16 protein-coding genes, 3 tRNA genes, 1 pseudogene and 1 CRISPR repeat array are annotated in these 21899 nt (G+C 72.0%); of the genes and pseudogenes, 9 read left to right on the top strand and 11 right to left on the bottom strand.

What is annotated here, in order from left to right:
* Nucleotides 1-67: 67 nt before the first annotated feature.
* Nucleotides 68-1384, top strand: coding sequence for a hypothetical protein (locus tag K377_RS35365; RefSeq protein WP_111667716.1), 1317 nt, complete (start codon nt 68-70; stop codon nt 1382-1384).
* Nucleotides 1385-1421: 37 nt separating this feature from the next.
* On the opposite strand, the gene K377_RS35360 is transcribed toward K377_RS35365, so the two are convergent.
* The 4 genes from K377_RS35360 to K377_RS35345 form a co-directional block, all read right to left on the bottom strand.
* A complete protein-coding gene (locus K377_RS35360) occupies nt 1422-1865 on the bottom strand; it encodes a hypothetical protein (protein ID WP_111667715.1) in 444 nt (147 codons plus the stop codon).
* A gap of 176 nt (nt 1866-2041) precedes the next feature.
* Nucleotides 2042-2118, bottom strand: a tRNA-Ile gene (locus tag K377_RS35355).
* 177 nt (nt 2119-2295) lie between these two features.
* Nucleotides 2296-2368: transfer RNA gene (locus tag K377_RS35350), tRNA-Asn, on the bottom strand.
* Between the two features lie 5 nt (nt 2369-2373).
* Nucleotides 2374-2446 (bottom strand) — tRNA-Asn (locus tag K377_RS35345).
* A gap of 192 nt (nt 2447-2638) precedes the next feature.
* On the opposite strand from K377_RS35345, the gene K377_RS35340 reads away from it, so the two are divergent.
* The 4 genes from K377_RS35340 (at nt 2639) to K377_RS35325 (ending at nt 8261) form a co-directional block, all read left to right on the top strand.
* A complete protein-coding gene (locus K377_RS35340; protein ID WP_111667738.1) occupies nt 2639-2941 on the top strand; it encodes a YtxH domain-containing protein in 303 nt (100 codons plus the stop codon).
* A gap of 38 nt (nt 2942-2979) precedes the next feature.
* Nucleotides 2980-4416, top strand: a complete 1437-nt coding sequence (locus tag K377_RS35335) for an FGGY-family carbohydrate kinase (RefSeq protein WP_111667714.1) — start codon at nt 2980-2982, stop codon at nt 4414-4416.
* Nucleotides 4417-4593: 177 nt separating this feature from the next.
* The gene (locus K377_RS35330) at nt 4594-6333 is read left to right on the top strand and encodes an ABC transporter ATP-binding protein (RefSeq protein ID WP_111667713.1); all 1740 of its coding nucleotides are present in this window, start codon (nt 4594-4596) and stop codon (nt 6331-6333) included.
* The gene (locus tag K377_RS35325; protein WP_181512728.1) at nt 6333-8261 is read left to right on the top strand and encodes an ABC transporter ATP-binding protein; all 1929 of its coding nucleotides are present in this window, start codon (nt 6333-6335) and stop codon (nt 8259-8261) included. The genes K377_RS35330 and K377_RS35325 overlap by 1 nt, the downstream gene beginning before the upstream one ends.
* Before the next feature lie 82 nt (nt 8262-8343).
* Here the strand turns inward: K377_RS35325 and K377_RS35320 are convergent, their stop codons facing one another.
* The 5 genes from K377_RS35320 to K377_RS35295 form a co-directional block, all read right to left on the bottom strand.
* Nucleotides 8344-9636, bottom strand: a complete 1293-nt coding sequence (locus tag K377_RS35320) for an RNA polymerase sigma factor (protein WP_111667736.1) — start codon at nt 9634-9636, stop codon at nt 8344-8346.
* A gap of 407 nt (nt 9637-10043) precedes the next feature.
* A complete protein-coding gene (dnaG, locus tag K377_RS35310; protein ID WP_111667712.1) occupies nt 10044-11942 on the bottom strand; it encodes a DNA primase in 1899 nt (632 codons plus the stop codon).
* 46 nt (nt 11943-11988) lie between these two features.
* Nucleotides 11989-13254 carry an NAD(P)/FAD-dependent oxidoreductase gene (locus tag K377_RS35305; RefSeq protein ID WP_111667711.1) on the bottom strand — a complete coding sequence of 422 codons (1266 nt, stop codon included), beginning with the start codon at nt 13252-13254 and terminating at the stop codon, nt 11989-11991.
* Between the two features lie 105 nt (nt 13255-13359).
* The gene (locus K377_RS35300) at nt 13360-14721 is read right to left on the bottom strand and encodes a deoxyguanosinetriphosphate triphosphohydrolase (RefSeq protein WP_237551740.1); all 1362 of its coding nucleotides are present in this window, start codon (nt 14719-14721) and stop codon (nt 13360-13362) included.
* Nucleotides 14722-14782: 61 nt separating this feature from the next.
* The gene (locus tag K377_RS35295) at nt 14783-15691 is read right to left on the bottom strand and encodes a sirohydrochlorin chelatase (protein WP_111667710.1); all 909 of its coding nucleotides are present in this window, start codon (nt 15689-15691) and stop codon (nt 14783-14785) included.
* Nucleotides 15692-15855: 164 nt separating this feature from the next.
* On the opposite strand from K377_RS35295, the pseudogene K377_RS35290 reads away from it, so the two are divergent.
* A pseudogene (locus tag K377_RS35290) lies at nt 15856-16518 on the top strand (vancomycin high temperature exclusion protein); the annotation flags it as partial.
* 2 nt (nt 16519-16520) lie between these two features.
* A CRISPR array of direct repeats spans nt 16521-16669; the repeat unit is 21 nt; unit sequence CGCGCAGTTCCCCGCGCCCCT.
* 353 nt (nt 16670-17022) lie between these two features.
* Here K377_RS35290 and cutA read toward each other — a convergent pair.
* Nucleotides 17023-17358, bottom strand: coding sequence for a divalent-cation tolerance protein CutA (cutA, locus tag K377_RS35285; RefSeq protein ID WP_111667709.1), 336 nt, complete (start codon nt 17356-17358; stop codon nt 17023-17025).
* A 113-nt stretch (nt 17359-17471) separates the two neighbouring features.
* Between cutA and K377_RS35280 the strand changes: the two genes are divergently transcribed.
* From K377_RS35280 to K377_RS35270, 3 genes are all read left to right on the top strand, one after another.
* Entirely contained in the window at nt 17472-19118 is a 1647-nt protein-coding gene (locus K377_RS35280; protein ID WP_111667708.1) for a M4 family metallopeptidase, read from the top strand.
* A gap of 250 nt (nt 19119-19368) precedes the next feature.
* A complete protein-coding gene (locus K377_RS35275) occupies nt 19369-19896 on the top strand; it encodes a hypothetical protein (RefSeq protein ID WP_111667707.1) in 528 nt (175 codons plus the stop codon).
* 192 nt (nt 19897-20088) lie between these two features.
* Nucleotides 20089-20727: a class F sortase gene (locus K377_RS35270; protein ID WP_111667706.1), complete on the top strand. Its 639-nt coding sequence runs from the start codon at nt 20089-20091 to the stop codon at nt 20725-20727.
* 42 nt (nt 20728-20769) lie between these two features.
* On the opposite strand, the gene K377_RS35265 is transcribed toward K377_RS35270, so the two are convergent.
* Nucleotides 20770-21861 (bottom strand): PP2C family protein-serine/threonine phosphatase, encoded by a 1092-nt coding sequence (locus tag K377_RS35265; RefSeq protein WP_258395244.1) that lies wholly within the window; start codon nt 21859-21861, stop codon nt 20770-20772.
* Between the last annotated feature and the right edge of the window lie 38 nt (nt 21862-21899).

Below are 21899 nucleotides of genomic sequence, written 5' to 3'. Positions count from 1 at the left end.
TGACGAAACCCTGACGTCCGCCCGCGCCGCACCGCTGCCGGCGGCCGGGCCGCCTAGCGTTCCCGGTGTGATCCGCTCTCTCCCCCGTGCCGTCCGCCGCGACCTCTACGCCGTCGGTGCCGCCGCCCTCCTCGTCACGGCGGCGGCGCTCGTCGGCACCTGGATCGAGCGCGAGTACGGCACCCTGCACGTGGGGTGGCCGCCCCTGTACTCACGCTGGCTCCCGCACGTGGGCCCCGGCACCCCGGCCGCCCTCGTCGTGGCGGCCGCCGTCATCACCTGGGGTCCGCGCCTCGCCGCCCGGCTGCCCTGGCGCGGGCTGCTCGCGGCGGCCTGGGCGACCGCGATGGCGTGGACCTGGTCGCTGGCCCTGATCGACGGCTGGCGGCGCGGCGTCGCGGACCGGCTGACCACGAAGTACGAGTACCTCCAGGTCATCGACCGCTTCCGGGACATCCCGGCGACCCTGCGCGACTTCACCGGCCACATCCTGCTGCACTCCCCCGACCACTGGCCCCCGCACGTGGCGGGCCATCCCCCGGCGGCGACCGTCACCTTCGTCCTGCTGGACCGGATCGGACTGGGCGGCGGCGCGTGGGCGGGCGCGTGGGTCATCACCGTCGGCGCGTCGGCCTGCGCCGCGGTCCTGGTCACCGTGCGCGCGCTGGCGTCCGAGGAACTGGCGCGCCGGGCGGCCCCGTTCCTGGCGATGACCCCGGCCGCCGTCTGGATGGGCACGTCGGCGGACGGCTACTTCACGGCGGTCGCCGCCTGGTCCCTGGCCTGTCTGGCGCTGGCCGTGACGGGTCACCGCCCGCGCCTCACGGGCTTCGCGGCAGGTCTGCTGTTCGGCCTGACCTGCTATCTCTCGTACGGCCTGACGCTGTTCGCGCTCATCGCGGGCGCGGTCGTGCTCCTCGGCACCCACCGGCTGCGCCCGCTGCCGTGGGCCCTGGCGGGCCTCGTCGTCGTCCCGGCGCTCTTCACACTTCTGGGCTTCGACTGGTGGGAGGCGTACCACCTGCTGACCACCCGCTACTACGAGGGCGCGGGCGGCATCCGGCCCTACGGTTACTGGATCTGGGCCAACCTCGCCTGCACGGTCCTCCTGATCGGCCCCGCCTCGGTCGCGGGCCTGCGCCGCGCGCCCACCGCCCCCACCGGCCCGCCGCGCCGCCTGGCCCTGCTGACGGCGGCCGCCCTGACGGCGCTCCTCCTGGCCGACCTCTCCGGCATGAGCAAGGCGGAGACGGAACGCATCTGGCTCCCCTTCGCAGCCTGGCTCCCCGCCTCCTGCGCCTTCCTGCCGGGCCCCCGCGCCTGGCTCACCGCCCAGGCCGTACTGGCGCTGCTGCTGAACCATCTGTTGTTGACGGGATGGTGAACGCGGCGCCCGGCAGAGCCCTCGCCGGGCGATCCGCTCAGCCCTGCTGGTCCAGCTCGTCGGCGAAGGCGCGGAGAGCGTCGGCCAGTTCCTTCTTGGTGGGCAGTTCGTCCACCTTCTTCTCCAGGCCGTCGATGCGCTCGGCCAGGTCGTCGAGGTCCGCGGGATCCGTGGGAGAGGTGGTGGGCCCGTCCGTGGGGTTCGGCGTCGGGTCGGCGCCGCCCGTGCTTCCCTCGTCCGTACCGCCCGAGATACCTCCGGCCACACCGGAGTCACCGCCACCGGAGTCACCGCCGCCGGTGTCGGCGCCGGCGCTTCCTCCTCCGTCGGAGGGTTCCACGGACACGTCGCTACGACCGGAATCCGCGCCGCCCTGGTCCGCCACGGCCATCGCCCCGCCCACGCCCAGCACCATCGCGGCCGCCGCACCGACCAGTGCCACGGTCATCCGGCGCGCACGGAACTTCCCCATGATTGTCATGCGACGGACACTAACGACGGATTCGTGCGGAAGGATCCCTTCCGGAGATTCGGGCAACACCCGGGCAACGCGTCCATCTGAGTGGATGTTGCGCCGCGTCACACCCGGCCTGTTTTGACACGCCGTCAGGCCGGGGTAAGAAGGGCCCAGGTCAGAACGATTCTGCGTGGGGCCTGTGGTGGGGCGGGTGGGACTCGAACCCACGGCCGACGGATTATGAGTCCGCTGCTCTAACCGGCTGAGCTACCGCCCCGTACGGCGCGCCGCGCACATTTGTGCGCGCCGTCTGCCGCAGCATAGCCGCTCATACGATCTCCTGCTTCGGATGGTTCGGCTCTGCACGACCTTGAGGACATCGGTCGCGGCCGACCGGTTCCACCAGGCACGAAAAAGCCCCCCGGAGTGAACTCCGAGGGGTCTTGTTCGACAGCTCTCCCGACTGGACTCGAACCAGTAACCTGCCGGTTAACAGCCGGCTGCTCTGCCAATTGAGCTACAGGAGATCGAGCTCCCCCGACTGGACTCGAACCAGTAACCTGCCGGTTAACAGCCGGCTGCTCTGCCAATTGAGCTACAGGGGAATGACCTCGTTTGCTTCGAACGCGGGTGCCCGGGTACTTGCCAGGCGGCGTGCGCTCGCTGCGACACATACATTAGCGCAAGCAGGGGGGTGCTCCGCCAATCGGTATCCCCCCGGCGATCATCGAGCACGACGGTGACCGCCACGACGACCGCACCGTCCATGACGCCTCGCTAGGGAAAGGGTGGCCGACATGCGCTACCGGCTCACATTCATCGCCGGTCTGGCCCTGGGTTACGTACTGGGCACCAGGGCCGGACGCGAGCGGTACGAGAAGCTCAAGAAGACCGCTCGCGAGATCTCCCAGAACCCCGCCGTACGCAATACGGCCGAGTCCGCCGCGCAGCAGACGCGGGAGGTCGCCGGGAAGGCGTTCCACTCCGTCAGCGCCAAGGTGGAGGGCAAGGTTCCGGACTCCGTGGCCGACCGGGTGCGGTCGCTGCGCGAGCGCACCGGCTCCGGTGACGACGACGACTGGGGCACCAGCAACACCTGAGGGCACGCGCACCTCGGCGGTGCGGCAGAATTTCAGGCATGGGGATAGTCGCCGGGCTGGACAGTTCGCCCGATTTCACGCGCATTGTCGTTTGTGACGCGGACACCGGAGCCGTGCTCCGGCAGGGGTACGCCCCCCATCCGCTGGAGACCGCGGAGGGCGGCGGGCGGCCCAGTGACGTCGATCCCCAGGCCTGGCTGCTGTCGCTCGGCGAGGCGGCCGGCGGCGGGCTCCTGGAAGGCGTACAGGCCATCGGCGTGTCGGCGCAGGCCAACGCGCTGGTACCGCTGGACGGACAGGGCAACACCGTGCGCCCGGCCCTGGTGGGCGCCGACAAGCGGGCGCAGGTGGCGGCCGCCGATCTGATCGACCGGCTCGGCTCGCGCGAGGCGTGGGCCGAGGCAGTGGGCTGTGTGCCGCAGGCCGCGCAGCCGGTGACCAAGCTGCGCTGGCTGGCCCGGAGCGAGCCGGAGAACGCGCGGCAGGTGGCCTTCCTCATGCAGGCGCACGACTGGCTGGTGTGGCAGCTGCTCGGCCGCCCGGCCCGGCGGACCACCGACCGCGGCGGCGCCTCGGGCACCGGCTACTGGTCCGCGGCCACCGGCTCCTGGCGGCCCGACCTCGTGGAGCTCGCGCTCGGTCAGCGGGCCGCGCTGCCGGAGGTGCTCGGCCCCGGCGACGCCGCGGGCACGACCCCGGAGGGGCTGATCATCTCGGCCGGTACCGGGGAGACCATGGCCGCCGCGTTCGGCCTCGGCGTCTCCCCCGGCGACGCCGTCGTCTCGCTCGGCGCGTCCGGCTCGGTGATGGCCGTGCACCACGAGGCGCTGGTGGACTCCAGCGGCTCCATCACCTCACTCGCCGACGCCACCGGCATGCACCTGCCGGTGGTGCACACGCTGAACGCGGTGCGCACGCTGCGCGGCACGGCGGAGATGCTGGGGCTCGACGGCGGGCTCGACGAGCTGTCGGAGCTCGCCATGAAGTCGACGCCGGGCGCCCACGGACTCGTACTCCTGCCCTATCTGGAGGGTGAGAAGACGCCGAATCTGCCGCACACGGCCGGCACCCTCAGCGGGCTGCGGCGGGAGTCCATGAAGCCCGAGCATCTGGCGCGGGCCGCCTTCGAGGGCATGCTGTGCGGGCTCGCCGACGCCCTGGACGTGCTGCGCGGGCGCGGGGTCGAGGTGCGGCGGGTGTTCCTGCTCGGCGCGGCCGCCGAGCTGCACGCCGTGCAGGCCGTGGCGCCGATGCTGTTCGGCACGCAGGTCGTGGTGCCGCAGCCCGCCGACTACGCGGCGATCGGCGCGGCCCGGCAGGCGGCCTGGGCGATGAGCGGGCAGCTGCCGATGTGGCAGGGCGCGGCCACTCAGGTGTTCGAGGCGGGCGAGGAGCTCCCGGTGGGCCAGGCGGTGCGCCAGCAGTTCCGCGCGGTGCGCGAGCAGATCCACCCGGGAGCCTTCGCCCAGTCCTAGAACATCTGTCTTCCATGGCCGGTCTTTGAGCACTCTTGGGTTAATCAGTTGAGGTAACGCGGGTGGAGTGTCCGACGATAGGGGTCCATGCGTCGTCGTTTCGACGGGACGCGTCCCCCTCTCCCCGACACTCCCCAACCGCTCTCATCCAGTTCGCCGACCACCGAGAGACAGAGCGTGCTCATACGACTCCTGCGGACCCATCTCGGTCCGTACAAGAAACCCATCGGGCTGCTCGTGCTGCTGCAGTTCCTGCAGACCTGCGCGGCCCTGTATCTGCCCACTCTGAACGCGGACATCATTGACAACGGTGTCGTCGACGGCGACACCGGCTACATCCTCACGTACGGCGCGCTCATGCTGGGCGTCACGGTCGTCCAGGTCGTCTGCAACACCGGCGCCGTGTACTTCGGCGCCCGCACCGCCGCCGCGCTCGGCCGCGACGTGCGGGCCGGGGTCTTCGACCGGGTGCAGTCCTTCTCCGCCCGCGAGGTCGGCCGCTTCGGGGCGCCCTCGCTGATCACCCGCACCACGAACGACGTGCAGCAGATCCAGATGCTGGTGCTGATGGGCTTCACGCTGATGGTGTCGGCGCCGATCATGTGCGTCGGCGGCGTGATCCTGGCCCTGGGGCTCGACGTGCCCCTGTCGGGCGTGCTGCTCGCCGTGCTGCCCGTGATGGCGATCGTGCTGACGCTGATCATCCGCAGGATGCGGCCGCTGTTCCGGTCCATGCAGGTCAAGCTGGACACCGTGAACCGGGTGCTGCGCGAGCAGATCACCGGCAACCGCGTCATCCGCGCCTTCGTGCGGGACGACTTCGAGAAGGACCGGTTCGGCGCCGCCAACTGGGACCTGACCGAGACCTCGCTGGCCACCGGCCGGATCATGGCACTGATGTTCCCGTTCGTGATGACGATCGTGAACGTCGCCTCCATCGCCGTGGTCTGGTTCGGCGCCCACCGCATCAACAGCGGCGGCATGCAGATCGGCGACCTGACGGCGTTCCTCTCGTACCTCATGCAGATCGTGATGAGCGTGATGATGGCCACCTTCATGTTCATGCAGGTGCCGCGCGCCGAAGTGTGCGCGGAGCGCGTGCAGGAGGTGCTCGACACCGAGTCCAGCGTCGTCCCGCCGGCCGCCGACACCTCCGTACGGGAACTGCGCCGGCGCGGGCACCTGGAGCTCCGCGGCGCCGAGTTCGGCTACCCGGGCGCCGAGGAGCCGGTGCTGCGCGCGGTGGACCTCGTGGCACGGCCCGGGGAGACCACGGCGATCATCGGCTCGACCGGCAGCGGCAAGTCGACGCTGCTCGGCCTGGTCCCCCGGCTGTACGACACCACGGCGGGCGTCGTGTACGTGGACGGGGAGGACGTCCGCGGGATCGACCCCGAACTGATGGCGAAGACGGTCGGACTCGTCCCGCAGAAGCCCTATCTCTTCTCGGGGACGGTCGCGTCCAACCTGCGGTACGGGCGTCCCGACGCGACCGACGAGGAGCTGTGGCACGCCCTCGAAGTGGCGCAGGCCAAGGACTTCGTGTCCGAGCTGGAGGGCGGGCTCGACGCGCCCGTCGCCCAGGGCGGGACGAACGTCTCCGGTGGCCAGCGCCAGCGGCTCGCCATCGCGCGCACGCTCGTCCAGCGGCCGGAGATCTACCTCTTCGACGACTCCTTCTCCGCGCTCGACTACGCCACGGACGCGGCGCTGCGCCGGGCGCTCGGCGACGAGACCGCCGAGTCGACCGTGGTGATCGTGGCCCAGCGCGTGGCCACCATCCGCGACGCCGACCGGATCATCGTCCTCGACGAGGGCCGGGTCGTCGGCACCGGACGCCATCACGAGCTGATGGCCGACAACGAGACGTACCGGGAGATCGTTCTCTCCCAGCTGACGGAAGCGGAGGCCGCCTGATGAGCGGGCCGATGGCGGCGCGGATGGCGGCCGGTGCGCCCGGTTCGCGCTCGATGGACTTCAAGGCGTCCGGCAAGCGGCTGCTGAAGCGGCTGGCCGCCCACCGTGCGTCGGTGGTGGCCGTCCTGGTCGCGGTGGTGATCAGCGTGGGGCTCTCGGTGATCGGGCCGAAGATCCTCGGGCACGCCACCGACCTGCTGTTCGGCGGGATCATCGGCGGGCAGACGCCGGCCGGGCAGACCAAGGAACAGGTGATCGAGGGCCTGCGGGCCAAGGGTGAGAACGGCATGGCCGACATGCTCGGCGGCGTCGACTTCACCCCCGGCCAGGGCGTGGACTTCGACAAGATCGGGCAGGTGCTGCTGATCGGGCTCGCGGTGTTCGCGTGCGCGGGCCTGGCGATGATGATCGGCACCCGGCTCGCCAACCGGGCGATCAACCTGGCCGTGGCCAAGCTCCGCACGGACATGCAGGCCAAGCTGTCGCGGCTGCCGCTGTCGTACTACGACCAGCAGAAGCGCGGCGAGGTGCTGAGCCGGGCGACCAACGACATCGACAACATCGGGCAGACGCTCCAGCAGACGATGGGCCAGATGCTCAACTCGCTGCTGACCATCATCGGCGTGCTGACGATGATGTTCTGGATCTCGTGGCTGCTCGCGCTGGTCGCGCTGGTCACGGTGCCGCTGTCGGTGTTCGTCGCGGCGAAGGTCGGCAAGCGGTCGCAGCCGCAGTTCGTGCAGCAGTGGAAGACCACCGGCCGGCTGAACGCGCACATCGAGGAGATGTACACCGGCCACACGCTGGTGAAGGTGTTCGGGCGGCAGAAGGAGTCGGCGGAGCTGTTCGCCGAGCAGAACGAGGCGCTGTACGAGGCCGCGTTCAAGGCCCAGTTCAACAGCGGCATCATGCAGCCGCTGATGTTCTTCATCTCGAACCTGAACTATGTGCTGGTCGCGGTCGTCGGCGGGCTGCGGGTGGCCTCCGGCACCCTGTCGATCGGTGACGTCCAGGCGTTCATCCAGTACTCGCGCCAGTTCTCGATGCCGCTGACGCAGGTCGCGTCGATGGCGAACCTGGTGCAGTCGGGTGTCGCGTCGGCCGAGCGGATCTTCGAGCTGCTCGACGCCGAGGAGCAGTCGCCCGACCCGGCCTCCGCCGAGAAGCCGCAGAACCTGCGCGGGCACGTCGAGTTCGAGCACGTCGCCTTCCGCTACCAGGAGGACAAGCCCCTCATCGAGGACCTGTCGCTCACGGCGGAGCCGGGCCACACCGTGGCCATCGTGGGGCCGACGGGCGCGGGCAAGACGACGCTCGTCAACCTGCTGCTGCGCTTCTACGACGTCACCGGCGGCCGGATCACCCTCGACGGGGTGGACATCGCGAAGATGTCCCGCGACGAACTGCGGGCCGGGATCGGCATGGTCCTCCAGGACACCTGGCTGTTCGGCGGCACCATCGCGGAGAACATCGCGTACGGCGCCGCCAAGTCCACGTCCCGCGAGGACGTCGAGGAGGCGGCGAAGGCCGCGCACGCCGATCGCTTCATCCGGACACTGCCCGACGGGTACGACACCGTGATCGACGACGAGGGCACCGGGGTGAGCGCCGGTGAGAAGCAGCTCATCACCATCGCCCGGGCGTTCCTGTCCGACCCGGTGATACTGGTCCTCGACGAGGCGACCTCCTCCGTCGACACCCGGACCGAGGTGCTGATCCAGAAGGCCATGGCGCGGCTCGCCACCGGGCGGACCTCGTTCGTCATCGCGCACCGTCTGTCGACGATCCGCGATGCCGACACGATTCTGGTCATGGAGAACGGCGCCATCGTGGAGCAGGGCTCGCACGACGCGCTGGTCGCCTCCGGCGGGGCTTATCAGCGGTTGTACGAGGCGCAGTTCGCGCAGGCCGTGGCTGAGGTGGACTAGGTTTCGTCGTCGTCCTCAGGGGCGTGGGGGTTGCTCGCGCAGTTCCCCGCGCCCCTGTCGGCGCGCCTACGGGGCAGCCTCCCTAATCCAGGTAGCCACGCAGCTGGTCGGCGAAGGCGTGGTCCCTGAGTTTGTTCAGGGTCTTTGATTCGATCTGGCGGATGCGTTCGCGGGTGACGCCGAAGATGCGGCCGATCTCCTCCAGGGTGCGGGGGCGGCCGTCGGCGAGGCCGTAGCGGAGCTGGACCACCTTGCGTTCGCGTTCGCCGAGGGTGGAGAGGACCGCCTCCAGGTGTTCGCGCAGCAGGAGGAAGGCCGCCGACTCCACGGGGCTGGTCGCGTCGCCGTCCTCGATGAGGTCGCCGAGCGCGACGTCGTCCTCCTCGCCGACCGGGGCGTGCAGCGAGACCGGTTCCTGGGCCAGGCGCAGGACTTCGCTGACGCGCTCCGGGGCCAGTTCGAGGTGGGCGGCGACCTCTTCGGGGGTGGGCTCGTACCCGCGCTCCTGGAGCATGCGGCGCTGGACGCGGATGACCCGGTTGATCAGCTCGACGACGTGGACCGGGACCCGGATGGTGCGTGCCTGGTCGGCGAGGGCGCGGCTCATCGCCTGCCGGATCCACCAGGTCGCGTACGTCGAGAACTTGTAGCCGCGGGCGTAGTCGAACTTCTCGACCGCGCGGATCAGGCCGAGATTGCCCTCCTGGACCAGGTCGAGCATGGTCAGGCCGCGGCCCACGTAGCGCTTGGCCACGGAGACGACCAGGCGCAGGTTCGCCTCGATGAGGCGGCGCTTGGCCATCCGGCCCATCACCACCAACTTGTCGAGGTCGAGGGTGAGTTGGGAGCCGAGGTCGGGCGCCTTGGTGAGTTTCTCCTCGGCGAAGAGGCCCGCTTCGACGCGTCGCGCCAGGTCCACCTCCTCGGCCGCGGTGAGCAGGGGGATGCGGCCGATCTCGCGCAGGTACTGGCGGAACAGGTCGGACGAGGGGCCGCTGGTGTCGGCGCGGGCGCCGCGCACGGGTTCGGGCGGCTCGACGCTCTGCGCGGGCTCGCTCTCGCTCTCCGGCGGCTCCGCGGAGTCGTCCGACTCGGGGTGGTGCGTGACGCGGCTCTGTGGCGGCACCGTGGCGAGGACGTCGGCGTCCTCCACGGCGTCGGGGTCGGACAGGGCCTGCGCTGTGCTGTCGCTTTGAGTGAGGGTCTGGGTCTGCACGGGGGCGACCTCCAAGGTGATCGCTTCTGAGGCGTGCGGCAGGGGGGGGGCGGCAGCGGCGGTTACGTCACTGTCCGTCCCGTACGCGATGAGCGGAACCGCGGGGGTTTCGGACCCTTTGCTGTCCGGGCTCCGGCCGCGCTCCGAGGACTCAGGCACCGCCACCCAGTGTGGAGTACGACACAGTGCCGCCACGAGGGGCGTGCGATGACTTTTTGAGTCCGGTGCGTGACCGCTCGGTTACCGTGCTGTACGAGTGCCCCTGCTTCCCTGCCCGGAACGCACGCAAACGGCGCGGGGTTGCATCCCGGGCTGCTGTCCGCCCCGCCAGGGGCGCGGGCTGCACACATCAGCGCCTCCGGCGCGGGCCGCGATCAGCCCCGATAGGGGCGCGGGGAACTGCGCGAGAAGCCCCACCGGGCCGCACCCGCGAACGGCGCTGTACTGGCCGCCCCTTAGAGCGCTCACCCCGCACCGGGGTGCCGCCTTGCCCACCCTGCCGCCCCAGGCGGCAGATTGCCCAAGGCGGCGGGCGGGGCGGGTGCTGGTCCGGGTAGGGAGCGGAGCTACAGCGCGTCGGCGCCGCGTTCTCGGAGGGACTGGTCGTACTGCTGGAGGATCCACAACTCGTTCTGGACCGTGGCCAGTTGGGCCGGGTCGTTCGCGGAGTGGAGGCGGGTGAAGGTGCCCTGGACGTCACGGATGCGGCGCTCCACGGCGCGGCGACGGACGGCGACGAGTTGCATGTCGGCGTAGGCCTGGTCGACGGTCTTGCGATGGATGGCCTCGACGGCCAGCTCGGTGACCATGGCGCGCACGGCGTCGTCGGGCGCGGCCTCGCGCACCGAGACGAGATAGGTGTGCGAGTCGTGCACGCCCTGCTCGGCGCCGCCCGCGTCGAGAATGGCGGCGCGCACGGCGGCGTACGGCGCGGCGGTGAACTCGTCGACCCCGTACGCGTCGAACATCGGGGAGACCAGGTCCGGGTGCTGGAGTGCCAGCTTGAGCAGTTCGCGCTCGGTGGTGAACACCGGGTTGCGCAGCGTGAGCGCGGGCCCGCCGAAGGCGTGCGGCGCCGCGCCGATCGGCGCGGCCTGCGGGGAACTGGCCGGGGCCGGCCCCTTGCCGCCCCGGTCGCGGGCCCAACGGGCCAGCTGCGCCACCCGCTTGACCACGAACTGGGTGTCGAGGATGCCGAGCATCCCGGCGAGCTGGACGGCGACCTCGTGTTGGGAGGCGCTGTTCTTGATGCGGGCGACGACGGGCGCGGCCTCGTCGAGCGCGGCCGCGCGGCCCGCCGGGGTCTCCAGGTCGTAGCGCGCGACGATCTGGCGGAGCGCGAACTCGAAGAGCGGGGTGCGGGGCTGGACGAGGTCGGCGACCGCGTCGTCCCCCTTGGCCAGGCGCAGGTCGCACGGGTCCATGTTGTCCGGCGCGATGGCGATGTAGGTCTCGGCGGCGAACTTCTGGTCGTCCTCGAAGGCGCGCAGGGCGGCCTTCTGGCCGGCCGCGTCGCCGTCGAAGGTGAAGATCACGCGCGCCGAGCCGTTGTCCATGAGCAGGCGGCGGAGGATCTTGATGTGGTCGCCGCCGAACGCGGTGCCGCAGGTGGCGATGGCGGTGGTGACGCCCGCGAGGTGGCAGGCCATGACGTCCGTGTAGCCCTCGACGACGACGGCGCGGGAGGACTTGGCGATGTCCTTCTTCGCGAGGTCGATGCCGTAGAGGACCTGGGACTTCTTGTAGATCGGGGTCTCGGGCGTGTTCAGGTACTTCGGGCCGTTGTCGTCGTCGCGCAGGCGGCGGGCGCCGAAGCCGACGACCTCGCCGCCGATGTCGCGGATCGGCCACATCAGGCGGCCGCGGAAGCGGTCGATGGGGCCGCGGCGGCCTTCCTGGGAGAGCCCGGAGAGGGTCAGCTCCTTGTCGCTGAAGCCCTGGCCGCGCAGGAAGCGGGTGAGGTGGTCCCAGCCCGCCGGGCTGTAGCCGACGCCGAAGTGGGCGGCCGCCGCCTGGTCGAAGCCGCGCTCGGCGAGGAACTTCCGGCCGATCTCGGCCTCCGGGGACCCCAGCTGATCCACGTAGAACTGCGCGGCGACCTTGTGCGCCTCGACCAGGCGGATGCGCTCGCCGCGCTGGTGGGTGGGGTTGTACCCGCCCTCCTCGTAGCGCAGCGTGATGCCCGCCTGGCCGGCCAGGCGCTCGACCGCCTCGGAGAAGGAGAGGTGGTCGATCTTCATCACGAACGTGATGGTGTCGCCGCCCTCCTGGCAGCCGAAGCAGTGGAAGAACCCCTTGCTCGGACTGACCTGGAAGGACGGTGACTTCTCGTCGTGGAAGGGGCACAGGCCCTTCAGGTTGCCGCCGCCCGCGTTGCGCAGTTGCAGGTACTCGGACACCACGGCGTCGATCGGGACCGCGTCCCGAACCGCCTTCACGTCCTCGTCATTGATCCTGCCTGCCACGCGGCAAGTCTACGGTCCCCCACCGACAGTCCTGTCACTCCTCCCGTCACTCCTCCAGAAGATCACCGAGGGGAACGCTCGGGTCCGACAGGCGCTCGGTGCCGGGCCGCGCGCCGGTGCGGATCAGCTGCTGGATGGGGTCCGTGACGTCCCACACATTCACGTTCATCCCCGCGAGGACCTGGCCGTCGCTCAGCCAGAAGGCGATGAACTCGCGCTTGCCCGCGTCGCCGCGGATCACCACCTGGTCGTAGCTGCCCGGGGGCGCCCAGCCCGAGTACTCCAGGCCCAGGTCGTACTGGTCGGAGAAGAAGTAGGGCACGCGGTCGTAGGTGACGTCCCGGCCCAGCATGGCGCGGGCGGCGGCCGGGCCGCCGTTCAGCGCGTTCGCCCAGTGCTCGACGCGCAGGCGGCGGCTGTAGAGCGGGTGCTGGAGCCCGGCGACGTCACCGGCCGCGAAGATGTCCGGGTCGGAGGTGCGCAGGGTCGCGTCGACCGCGATGCCGCCGCCGTGCTCGCGGTCCACCAGGTCGAGGCCCGCGGACTCGGCGAGCGCGGTGCGCGGGGCGGCGCCGATCGCGGCGAGCACGTCGTGCGCCGGGTGCTCCTCGCCGTCGTCGGTGAGCGCGGCGAGCACCATGCCGTCGTGGCCGGTGATCTCGGTGAGCCTGGCGCCGAAGTGGAAGCGGACGCCGTGGTCGCTGTGCAGCTCGGTGAAGATCTGGCCGATCTCGGGGCCGAGGACGGAGTGCAGTGGGGTGGCCTCCGGCTCGACGACGGTGACCTCGGCGCCGTACTCGCGCGCGGCGGCGGCGATCTCCAGGCCGATCCAGCCGGCGCCGGCGATCACCAGGTGTCCGTTGTCCCGGCCGAGGGAGGCCAGGACGTGCTTCAGGCGCTCGGCGTGGGCGAGGCGGCGCAGGTGGTGGACGCCCGCGAGGTGGGTGCCGGGGATGTCGAGGCGGCGCGGCTCGGCGCCGGTGGCGAGCAGCAGCTTGTCGTAGCGGATGAGGGTCGCGTCGCCGAGCCGGACCGTCCTGGCCGCCCGGTCGATCGCGGTCACCGTCTGGCCGAGGTGCAGCTCGATGTCGTGGCTCGCGTACCAGGCCGGTTCATGGACGAAGACGCTGTCCCGCTCCTCCTTGCCCTGCAGATAGCCCTTGGACAAGGGCGGACGCTCGTACGGGTGGTCCCGTTCGTCACCGATGAGGATCACTCGGCCGGTGAAGCCCTCCGAGCGGAGTGTCTCGGCGGCCTTCGCGCCGGCGAGCCCTCCTCCGACGATGACGAACGTCTGGTCCGCGTCGACCACTTGATGCCTCCTCGTTGCGCTGCCGTCATATGCGAGCGTCCCGCACGCAGCGTGATGGGGGAAGGGGGCGTGGCCCTATCGGGGCACGCCCCCTGTGTCTTTTGCCTACTCGCCGTAATGGGAGCGCTTGTACGGCGGGTGCGGGGTGTGGTGGGTTGCTCGCGCAGTTCCCCGTGCCCCTGACGGGGCGCCTTGTGCAAGCCGTGCGTGCAGGGTGCGGGCCGAGGCGTCCGTCAGGGAGGCGATCTGGTCGACGATGACGCGCTTCTTCGTACGGTCGTCGGGGGCGTCGTCGAAGAGGGCGCGGAACTGCGGGTCCAGGCCGTCCGGGGCGCGGGCCGTCAGGGCCTCGGCCAGCTCGGCGACCACGATGCGCTGGTCGGCGCGGAGCGCCTCCTGCTGCGGGCGCTGCATCACGTACCGGTCGGCGACCGCCTTGAGCACCGCGCACTCGTACCGGGCCGCGCGCGGGACGACCAGCTCGGCGTCGTACCGGGTGAGGGGTCCGGTGCCGTACCGCGCCCGGGTCGCGCCCTCGGCCGCCAGGCAGAACCGGCCGATGAGCTGGCTGGTGGCGTCCTTGAGGCGGGCCTGGGCGACCGCCGTGCCGTCGTAGCCGTGCGGCCACCACTCCTGGTCGAGGAGGCGGTCGAGGGCGGCGGACAGCTCGGCGGGGTCGGTGTCCGCCGGGACGTAGCGCCCGACGGCGACCGCGAAGACGTCGGCCCGCTCGGGCTCGGCGTGCAGCACGTTCGGATCCAGGTGGCCCGCGTGCAGGCCGTCCTCGATGTCGTGCACCGAGTACGCGACGTCGTCCGCCCAGTCCATGACCTGCGCCTCGAAGCAGGTGCGGCGGCCGGGCGACGTCTTGCGGATCCAGTCGAAGACGGGGCGGTCGTCCTCGTAGACCCCGAACTTCACCGAGTGCGGGTCCGTGGGGTGCTCGCCGCGCGGCCACGGGTACTTGGTCGCCGCGTCGAGCGCCGCCCGCGTCAGGTTCAGTCCTACGCTGATCAGCTCGCCCGAGCCCTCGGCGCGGACGAAGCGCTTGGGCTCGATGCGGGTGAGGAGTCTGAGCGACTGCGCGTTCCCCTCGAAGCCGCCGCAGTCCTGGGCCACTTCATTGAGCGCCTGCTCGCCGTTGTGCCCGAAGGGCGGGTGGCCCAGGTCGTGCGAGAGACAGGCCGTCTCCACCAGGTCGGGGTCGCAGCCGAGCGCCGCGCCCAGCTCCCGGCCGACCTGGGCGCACTCCAGGGAGTGGGTCAGGCGGGTGCGCGGGCTGGCGTCCCAATGACGGCTCGTGGTCCCCGGGGTGACGACCTGGGTCTTTCCGGCGAGGCGGCGCAGCGCCGCCGAGTGCAGGACCCGGGCCCGGTCGCGCTGGAACGCGGTGCGGCCCGGGCGCTTGTCGGGCTCGGGGGCCCAGCGCTCGGTCGCGTCCTCGTCGTACGTGTCGCTGCCTTCCATGCCCCGACAGTAGACGCAGGCACTGACAAAAGGGCAGGTACCGGCGGACGGGGCGGTGTACTCAGGCCGTCGCGAGGTGCGGGGTGAAGGCGGTGCCGGGGGCCGCGAGTGCGCTGTCGTAGCGGTGCAGGACGAGGCGGGCCATCGCCGGGTGGGTGCCGAGCGGGGCCGCGGCGATGCCCCGGCCCGTGGCGAGCGCGGCGGCGGACTCGTCGGCGAAGCGGCCGGGCGCGGTGAAGTAGGAGGCGACGGCGATCCTGGTGCGGCCGCGCGCGGAGAGGGCGCGGACGGCGGTGGCCACGTCGGGCGCGGCGGCGGAGGCGTAGCCGGGGACGACCGGGACGCCGAGGCGCCGGGCGAGGAGGTCGGCGGTGCGGCGGGTGTCGACGGCGGCCTGCGGGTCCCGCGAGCCGGCGGCGGCGAGGACCACTCCGGTGCGGCGGCGCTCGTGCTCGGGCAGCGGGCCCTCGGGCCAGCCCGCCGCCGTGAGCCGGTCGTGCAGCGCGTCGACGAGGAGCGGGTGCGGGCCGAGCGGTGCGGCGACGACGGTGCTCAGGTGGCCCGCGGCGGCCGCCGCCGCGGGTATGTCCCGCTTGACGTGGTGGCCGCGGGAGAGCAGCAGCGGGACCAGGACGGCACGGCCCGCGGGGAGGGCGGCGAGGGTGTCGCCGAGCAGCGGGGCGTTCAGTTCGATGTGGCCGAGGCGGACGGTCAGCTCGGGGCGCAGCTCGCTGATGTCCGCCACCAGTTCGGTGACGGTGGCGAGGGCGCCGGGGTTGCGGCTGCCGTGTGCCACGAGCACCAGGGCCGGGGGCCGGGGGCGCTCGCGCAGGGGGCGGCGGTTGCTGAGCTGGTTGCCGAGTTGGGTGCTGATCATGGTGAGGAGTCCCGCCGTGCTGTCCAGTTCCGCCGTGGTGGCGTCGCGTTCTGTCGTGCGGGAGTGGTGGGTGCCGTACGACGTGTCCGTCATGGAGCGATCCTGCCGGAAGGGGGTTGCCGGGCTGTTGCGGGGTGGTGACGGGTGGTTGCGCGGGGTTCACCGTGCGGGGTCCGGCGCGGTGAGCGTGAACCGTCGGGGGCTCGGCGGCGTCCTGTGCCTGCGAGAGGTCCCTGTCTGCCCGGAGGTCACGTCCGATGCGCCTGCCCCGCCCGCGTCTGCCCCGCACCCGTCAGGAACAGCGGCGGGCGGTGCAGGTGGTCATGGCGCTGTGCGTGCTGGCCCTGGCGCCCTCGGCCTGGCTGTTCGCGTCGGCCGGTGACCGGCTCCGCGACGTCTCCGACGTGCCGCGCACCGATGTCGCCGTGGTGTTCGGGGCCGGGCTGTGGGACGGGGAGCCGTCGCCGTATCTCGCCCATCGGCTCGACGCCGCGGCCGAGCTGTACCGCTCCGGGCGGGTCCGGGTGCTGCTCGTCACCGGGGACAACAGCCGCGCCGAGTACGACGAACCCGATGCCATGCGTACGTATCTGACCCGGCACGGGGTGCCCTCGGGGGCCGTCGTCAGCGACTACGCCGGGTTCGACACCTGGGACTCGTGCGTGCGCGCCAAGAAGATCTTCGGGGTGGACCGGGCCGTGCTGGTCACTCAGGGGTTTCATGTGCGGCGGGCGGTGGCTCTGTGCGAGGCGGCCGGGGTTTCTTCTGTGGGGGTCGGGGTCGATGAGGTGCATGACGTGACCTGGTATGCCGGGGGTGCGCGGGAGGTTCTGGCTGCCGGGAAGGCCGTGGTGGACGTGGTGTTCCGTCCTGACCCGCATTTTCTGGGGCGCGAGGAGGATGGGGTACGGGCAGCACTGGACCGCTGACCGCGCAGTTCCCCGCGCCCCTTTCCGCTTGTCGTTCGGGCGCGGGCCGGTGGCCGCTTCTCGCGCAGTTCCCCGCGCCCCTAAAACCAGTTCGTCACGCGCGCCTCTCGTCGTGGCTGGTCGCGCAGTTCCCCGCGCCCCTGAGATGCGCACTTCGTGCGCCATCTCATCAGAGAGGCGCGCCACCGCTGTCTCGTCGGGAGGCGCGCCACCGTCGCCCCATCAGGAGAGGCGCGCCACCGTCGCGCTCATCGGGAGGCACACCACCGTGCCCCCATAGGGAGGCGCGCGGAGCGCAGCCTCAAGGGGAGGCGGCGCGCAGCGCATGCCTCAGGGGCGCGGGGAACTGCGCGAGAAGCCCCACCGGCCGGTGGACGAAGTGCGACCCAGGGGCGCGGGGAACTGCGCGACCAGCCACGACGGTGGCGCGCGTAACGAACAACCCAGGGGCGCGAGCAACCACGACGGTGGCGCGCGGGAGGAACCAGCCGCGCGTCACCGCACCTCTGCCGCGACCCACCCCAGATAGTCGGCAGCCCCGCGTACCACCGGCACCGCGATGATCTCCGGCGTGGTGTAAGGGTGATGGGACCTCAGCCAGGATTCCAGGGCCTCGTAGCGCGCCTCCGTCGTTTTCAGGAGGATCTGCCACTCGCGCGCCGTCTCCACGACTCCCTCCCACCGGTACACGGACATGACCGGCGCGCTGACCTGGGCGCAAGCGGCCACGCGGGCGTCGACGGCGCCGCGGGCCAGGGTCTCGGCGCGGTCGGCGTCGTCGACGGTGGTGAGGACGGCCAGTACGGAGGCGGGGGATTCAGGGTTCGGCATGGGGCCATTGTGCTTTCACAGCTCCGGCACAGCGGCACTCTGGACGCCTCTTGTCATGACCGCTTAAAACTGAGAGGCCATCAGCGAGTCGCCGCCCTCCGCAGAGGAGACCGATGAGATCGATCGCCGGACCCGCCACGACAGCCACGGCCGCGGCCACCCTGCTCCTCGCCGCCCTGTCCCCCGCCGCGCACGCCACGCAAGCCACGCAAGGCGCTGACACCCCGCGCCCCACCCGCGCCGAGGCGATCGCCCACGCCGCGACGGCCCTGACCGAGCACGCGGGCACCCTTTCCCTGACCCCGGCCCAGGACACCTCCGTACGGGACGTGATCGTCGACAGGGACGGCACCCAGCACGTCCGCTACGACCGCACCTTCCGCCGGCTCCCGGTCCTCGGCGGTGATTTCGTGGTCCACCTCGGGCCCGACGGAGCCTACGAACGCGCCGACCGCGCCACCAAGGGCACCCCGAGCGTCCCGACCACGACCCCGAAGGTCGCCGCCCCGCGCGCCGCCGACCTGGCCGCGGGCGCGCTGCGTTCCGCGCACCCGGGGGCGGCCCTGCGCGGCCTCACCGCCCGGCCCGAGCTCGTCGTGGACGCGCTGCACGGCTCCCCCGTCCTCGCCTGGCGCACGAACGCCGTGGCGAAGGACTCGCTGGGCAACCCGGTGGCCCGTACGGTGCTCACCGACGCCGGCACCGGGCGGCGGATCGACGCGTGGGACAGCATCGAGACGGCGACCGGCGACGGCAGCTCCCTGTACTCCGGCACCGTCGCGCTGGAGACGACCCAGCAGGCAAGCTCGTACCAGCTCAAGGACGCCACGCGCGGCGGCACGTACACGGGCGACGCCAAGAACAAGACCGACCTGTGCATCCTCGGCATCTGCCTCAGCCGCGCCCCGGCGACGCTCTTCACCGACGCCGACAACCACTGGGGCACGGGTACGACGGCCGACCGCGCCTCGGCCGCCGTCGACGCGCAGTACGGCACGGACGAGACCTGGGACTACTACCGGGAGGTCCACGGCCGCAGCGGCATAGCGGGCGACGGCAAGGGCTCGTACAACCGCGTGCACTACGGAAGCAACTACAACAACGCCTTCTGGGACGACAGTTGCTTCTGCATGACGTACGGGGACGGCGACGGGACCACCTTCGGGCCGTTGGTCGCGCTCGACGTGGCGGGCCACGAGATGTCGCACGGCGTGACCTCGTCGACGGCCGAGCTGACCTACTCCGGTGAGTCCGGCGGGCTCAACGAGGCGACCTCCGACATCTTCGGCACCCTCGTCGAGTTCCACGCGGGCAACACGGCCGACCCCGGCGACTGGCTCATCGGCGAGAAGATCGTCAAGCCCGGGTTCGGGAAGGCGGCGCTGCGCTTCATGGACCGGCCGAGCAAGGACGGGAAATCGGCGGACTGCTGGAGTTCGAGCGTCGGCAGCCTCGACGTGCACTACTCGTCCGGCGTCGCGAACCACTTCGCGTACCTGCTCGCCGAGGGCAGCGGCCCGAAGGTGATCGGCGGGGTCCAGCACGACGGCACCACGTGCGACGGCTCGACGCTCACCGGGATCGGCAAGGACAGGCTCGGGGCCGTCTGGTACCGCGCCCTGACGGTCTATATGACGTCGTCGACGAAGTACGCGGGCGCCCGCACCGCGACCCTGAGCGCGGCCAAGGACCTGTACGGGGCGGGCAGCACGGAGTACGCGGCCGTGGCCGCCGCCTGGAAGGCGGTGTCCGTGAACTGACGCTCCGCCAGTCGCGGCGGCGCCCGGCGGGCGACCGGATCACCCGGTCGCACGCCGGGCGCCGCCTTTCGGGCAATTCTCCTCCGACACGCCGATGACCTGCTGGAATGTTCCCGTCGGACCGTCAGCAGAACACCCTGAAACGGCTTTCTGACGGCGCATCAGGAGGCGCGGTGGTGCGACTGCCACTTACCTCGTGCTTGCAGGGCGCGTCCGCCGCCCGAGCTGGACGCACAAGGAGCAAGCAACGATGCGCACAGGCCGACCGCTGACCGCCGTCGCATTCGCCGTCGCCCTCACCGGGCTCGGGGCCGCCCCCGCGGGCGCCTCGCAGGGCGGCCTCGAGGTCTATCCGGCGACCACGGCCCCCGGGGCCACCGTGACCGTGGACACCACCGCCTGCGGTCCGCAGGGCACGGCGTCGGGCGACGCCAGCGCGGTCGGCGCGGGCACCTTCACCCTCGCGCCGAAGGCCGCGGACGCCGACGCCGACGCGGCCGGCTCCTTCACCGTTCCGCCGTCCGCGCAGCCGGGCACGTACGAGATCGTCGCCCGCTGCTCCGGCGGCACCGTGGTCACCGGCGACCTGATCGTGTCCCTCGCCGGGGCGGGCGGCTCGCCGGGCGCCCAGATGCCCCGCGGACACGTAGAGACGGGGGTCGGCGGCGCGCTCGGTCCCGACCCCGTGCAGACCGCGGCGGGTGTGGCGGCGCTGGCCGTCGCCGCCGCGGGCGGTACCTGGCTCCTGCATCGCCGGGCGAGAGGCGATGGGATCTGACGGACGGTTCCGACGGGCCGCACGGGCTCCCTCCGCCGTCCGCGCGCCCGTCCCTGCCCCGTCCGTCGTCCACCGGTACCGCCACCTCCCCGCCCCTCCGGCCGCACCCCCCTCGCGGCCGGAGGGGCCGGGGCAGGCCGTGTTCAGGAGCGTTCAGGGGTCCTGCCGCTCCGGGAGTGTTCGGGAGTCCTCATGCGCCTGCGCAACCTCGACGACCGCCGGGTCAACGCGGCCATAGGGGCGGTCACCGTGCTCGCCCTGTGCTCCGGCGGCTGGCTCCTGGCCAGCGGCTCGAAGGGGCACCCGCCGCCGCAGCCGGCCGCGGCCGAGGCCCGGCCCGGCACCGCGCGGCAGGACCCCGGCGCGGCCCCGATGTCCCCCTCCCCGCCCGACCGCGTCCGCATCCCGTCGCTGCGCGTGGACGCCCCGCTGATGGGCCTCGGCCTGAACCGCGCCGGGAGCCTGGACGTGCCGCCGCCGCAGCGCAAGAACCTCGCGGGGTGGTACGAGGCGGGCATCCGCCCCGGCGAACGCGGCACGGCGATCGTCGCGGGCCACGTCGACAACGCCGAGGGCCCCGCCGTCTTCTACGACCTCGGCGCCCTCACCCGGGGCCGCACCATCGAGATCGACCGGCGCGACGGCTCGGTGGCGGTGTTCACGGTCGACGCCGTCGAGGTATACAAGGCCGACGCGTTCCCCGACGAGAAGGTGTACGGGGCGGCCCGGCGGCCCGAGCTGCGGGTGATCACGTGCGGCGGCCCGTACTCACGGCGGACCGGCTACCAGGGGAACGTCGTGGTGTTCGCCCATCTGACGGGGAGCAGGTAGCGAGCGGGGGCCCACTGCTCGGGGAGGAGCCGCCCGCCGGGATCACTCCGGCGGGCTGGTGCGGACGGCCAGGACGGCGGCCGTGTCGTCGTCCGGGCCGTGGCCGCTGTAGCGGCGCAGGTCCTCGGCGAGGGCGGGCAGGACCTTGCGGTCGGGGGTGTCCTGCCAGCACGCGAGGCGGTCGGCGACGGGGTAGAAGTCGCCCGCGGCGTCCCGGGTCTCGCTCACCCCGTCGGTGTACATCAGGATCCGGTCGCCCATGCCGAAGGGGACCTCCTCCACCACGTACTCGTCGGTCATGCCCAGGTCCAGGTGGACGGGGAGCGAGACCCGGCGGAAGGCGACCGGGCGGGCGGGGCCGCAGCGCGGCTGGAGCACCGGTGGCGGGTGGCCGCAGCTGAGCAGCCGCAGCACGGGCCGGTCGAGCGGGATCTCGGCGAGCAGCACGGTGGCGAACCGGTCGGCGTCCCGCACGTCGGCGCGTGCCGTGTGCCGTTCCATCGCGGTCTCCAGCCTGCGCGCGATGGCCGGCAGATCGGGCTCGGTGTACGCGTACTCGCGGAAGGATCCGAGGAGGACGGTCGCGGACTCCACGGCGCCGAGCCCGTGCCCCTGGACGTCGCCGATCATCATCCGTACGGCGCCCGGGACCTTCAGCGCCTTGTAGAAGTCCCCGCTCATGTGGGCCCCGGCGACCGGTGTCTCGTAGAGCAGGTGGAGATCGAGCGGGCCCAGGCGTTCGGGCAGCGGGTGCTGGACGGCCCGCTGGACCACGTCGGCGACCTGCCGCGCGTGGCGCAGTTCGCGCTCGCGGCTCAGCCGTACCGCGCTGGACCAGGCGGCGACGGCGCTGATGACCAGCATGAGGACGATCACCGCGAGGCCGCCGGGCATGAACGCCACTCCGCGTTCCGCCTCCAGCAGGAGGATCACCAGGGTCGCCGCCGCGCCGAAGACGAGGGTGGCCGCGACGCCCCAGGACACGGCCGCCAGACCGGGCACCACGTAGAGGAACGCGTCGTAGCGCTCGCGCCCGGGCGTGAAGGTGTCCGTCACGGTCGCCGCCGCGATCATGATGGTCGGCAGCGCCCGCACCACCGCGTACCGTGTCGTCCCCTTCGCTTCCTGCCGCACTCAACGATCATTGGCGACCGGTCGCCGCACCGCACCCC

The sequence above is a fragment of the Streptomyces sp. PsTaAH-137 genome (assembly GCF_003259365.1).
GTDB lineage: Bacteria > Actinomycetota > Actinomycetes > Streptomycetales > Streptomycetaceae > Streptomyces.
Note: the sequence above shows the minus strand (reverse complement) of the source record. Positions and strands in the feature narration are given on the sequence as shown.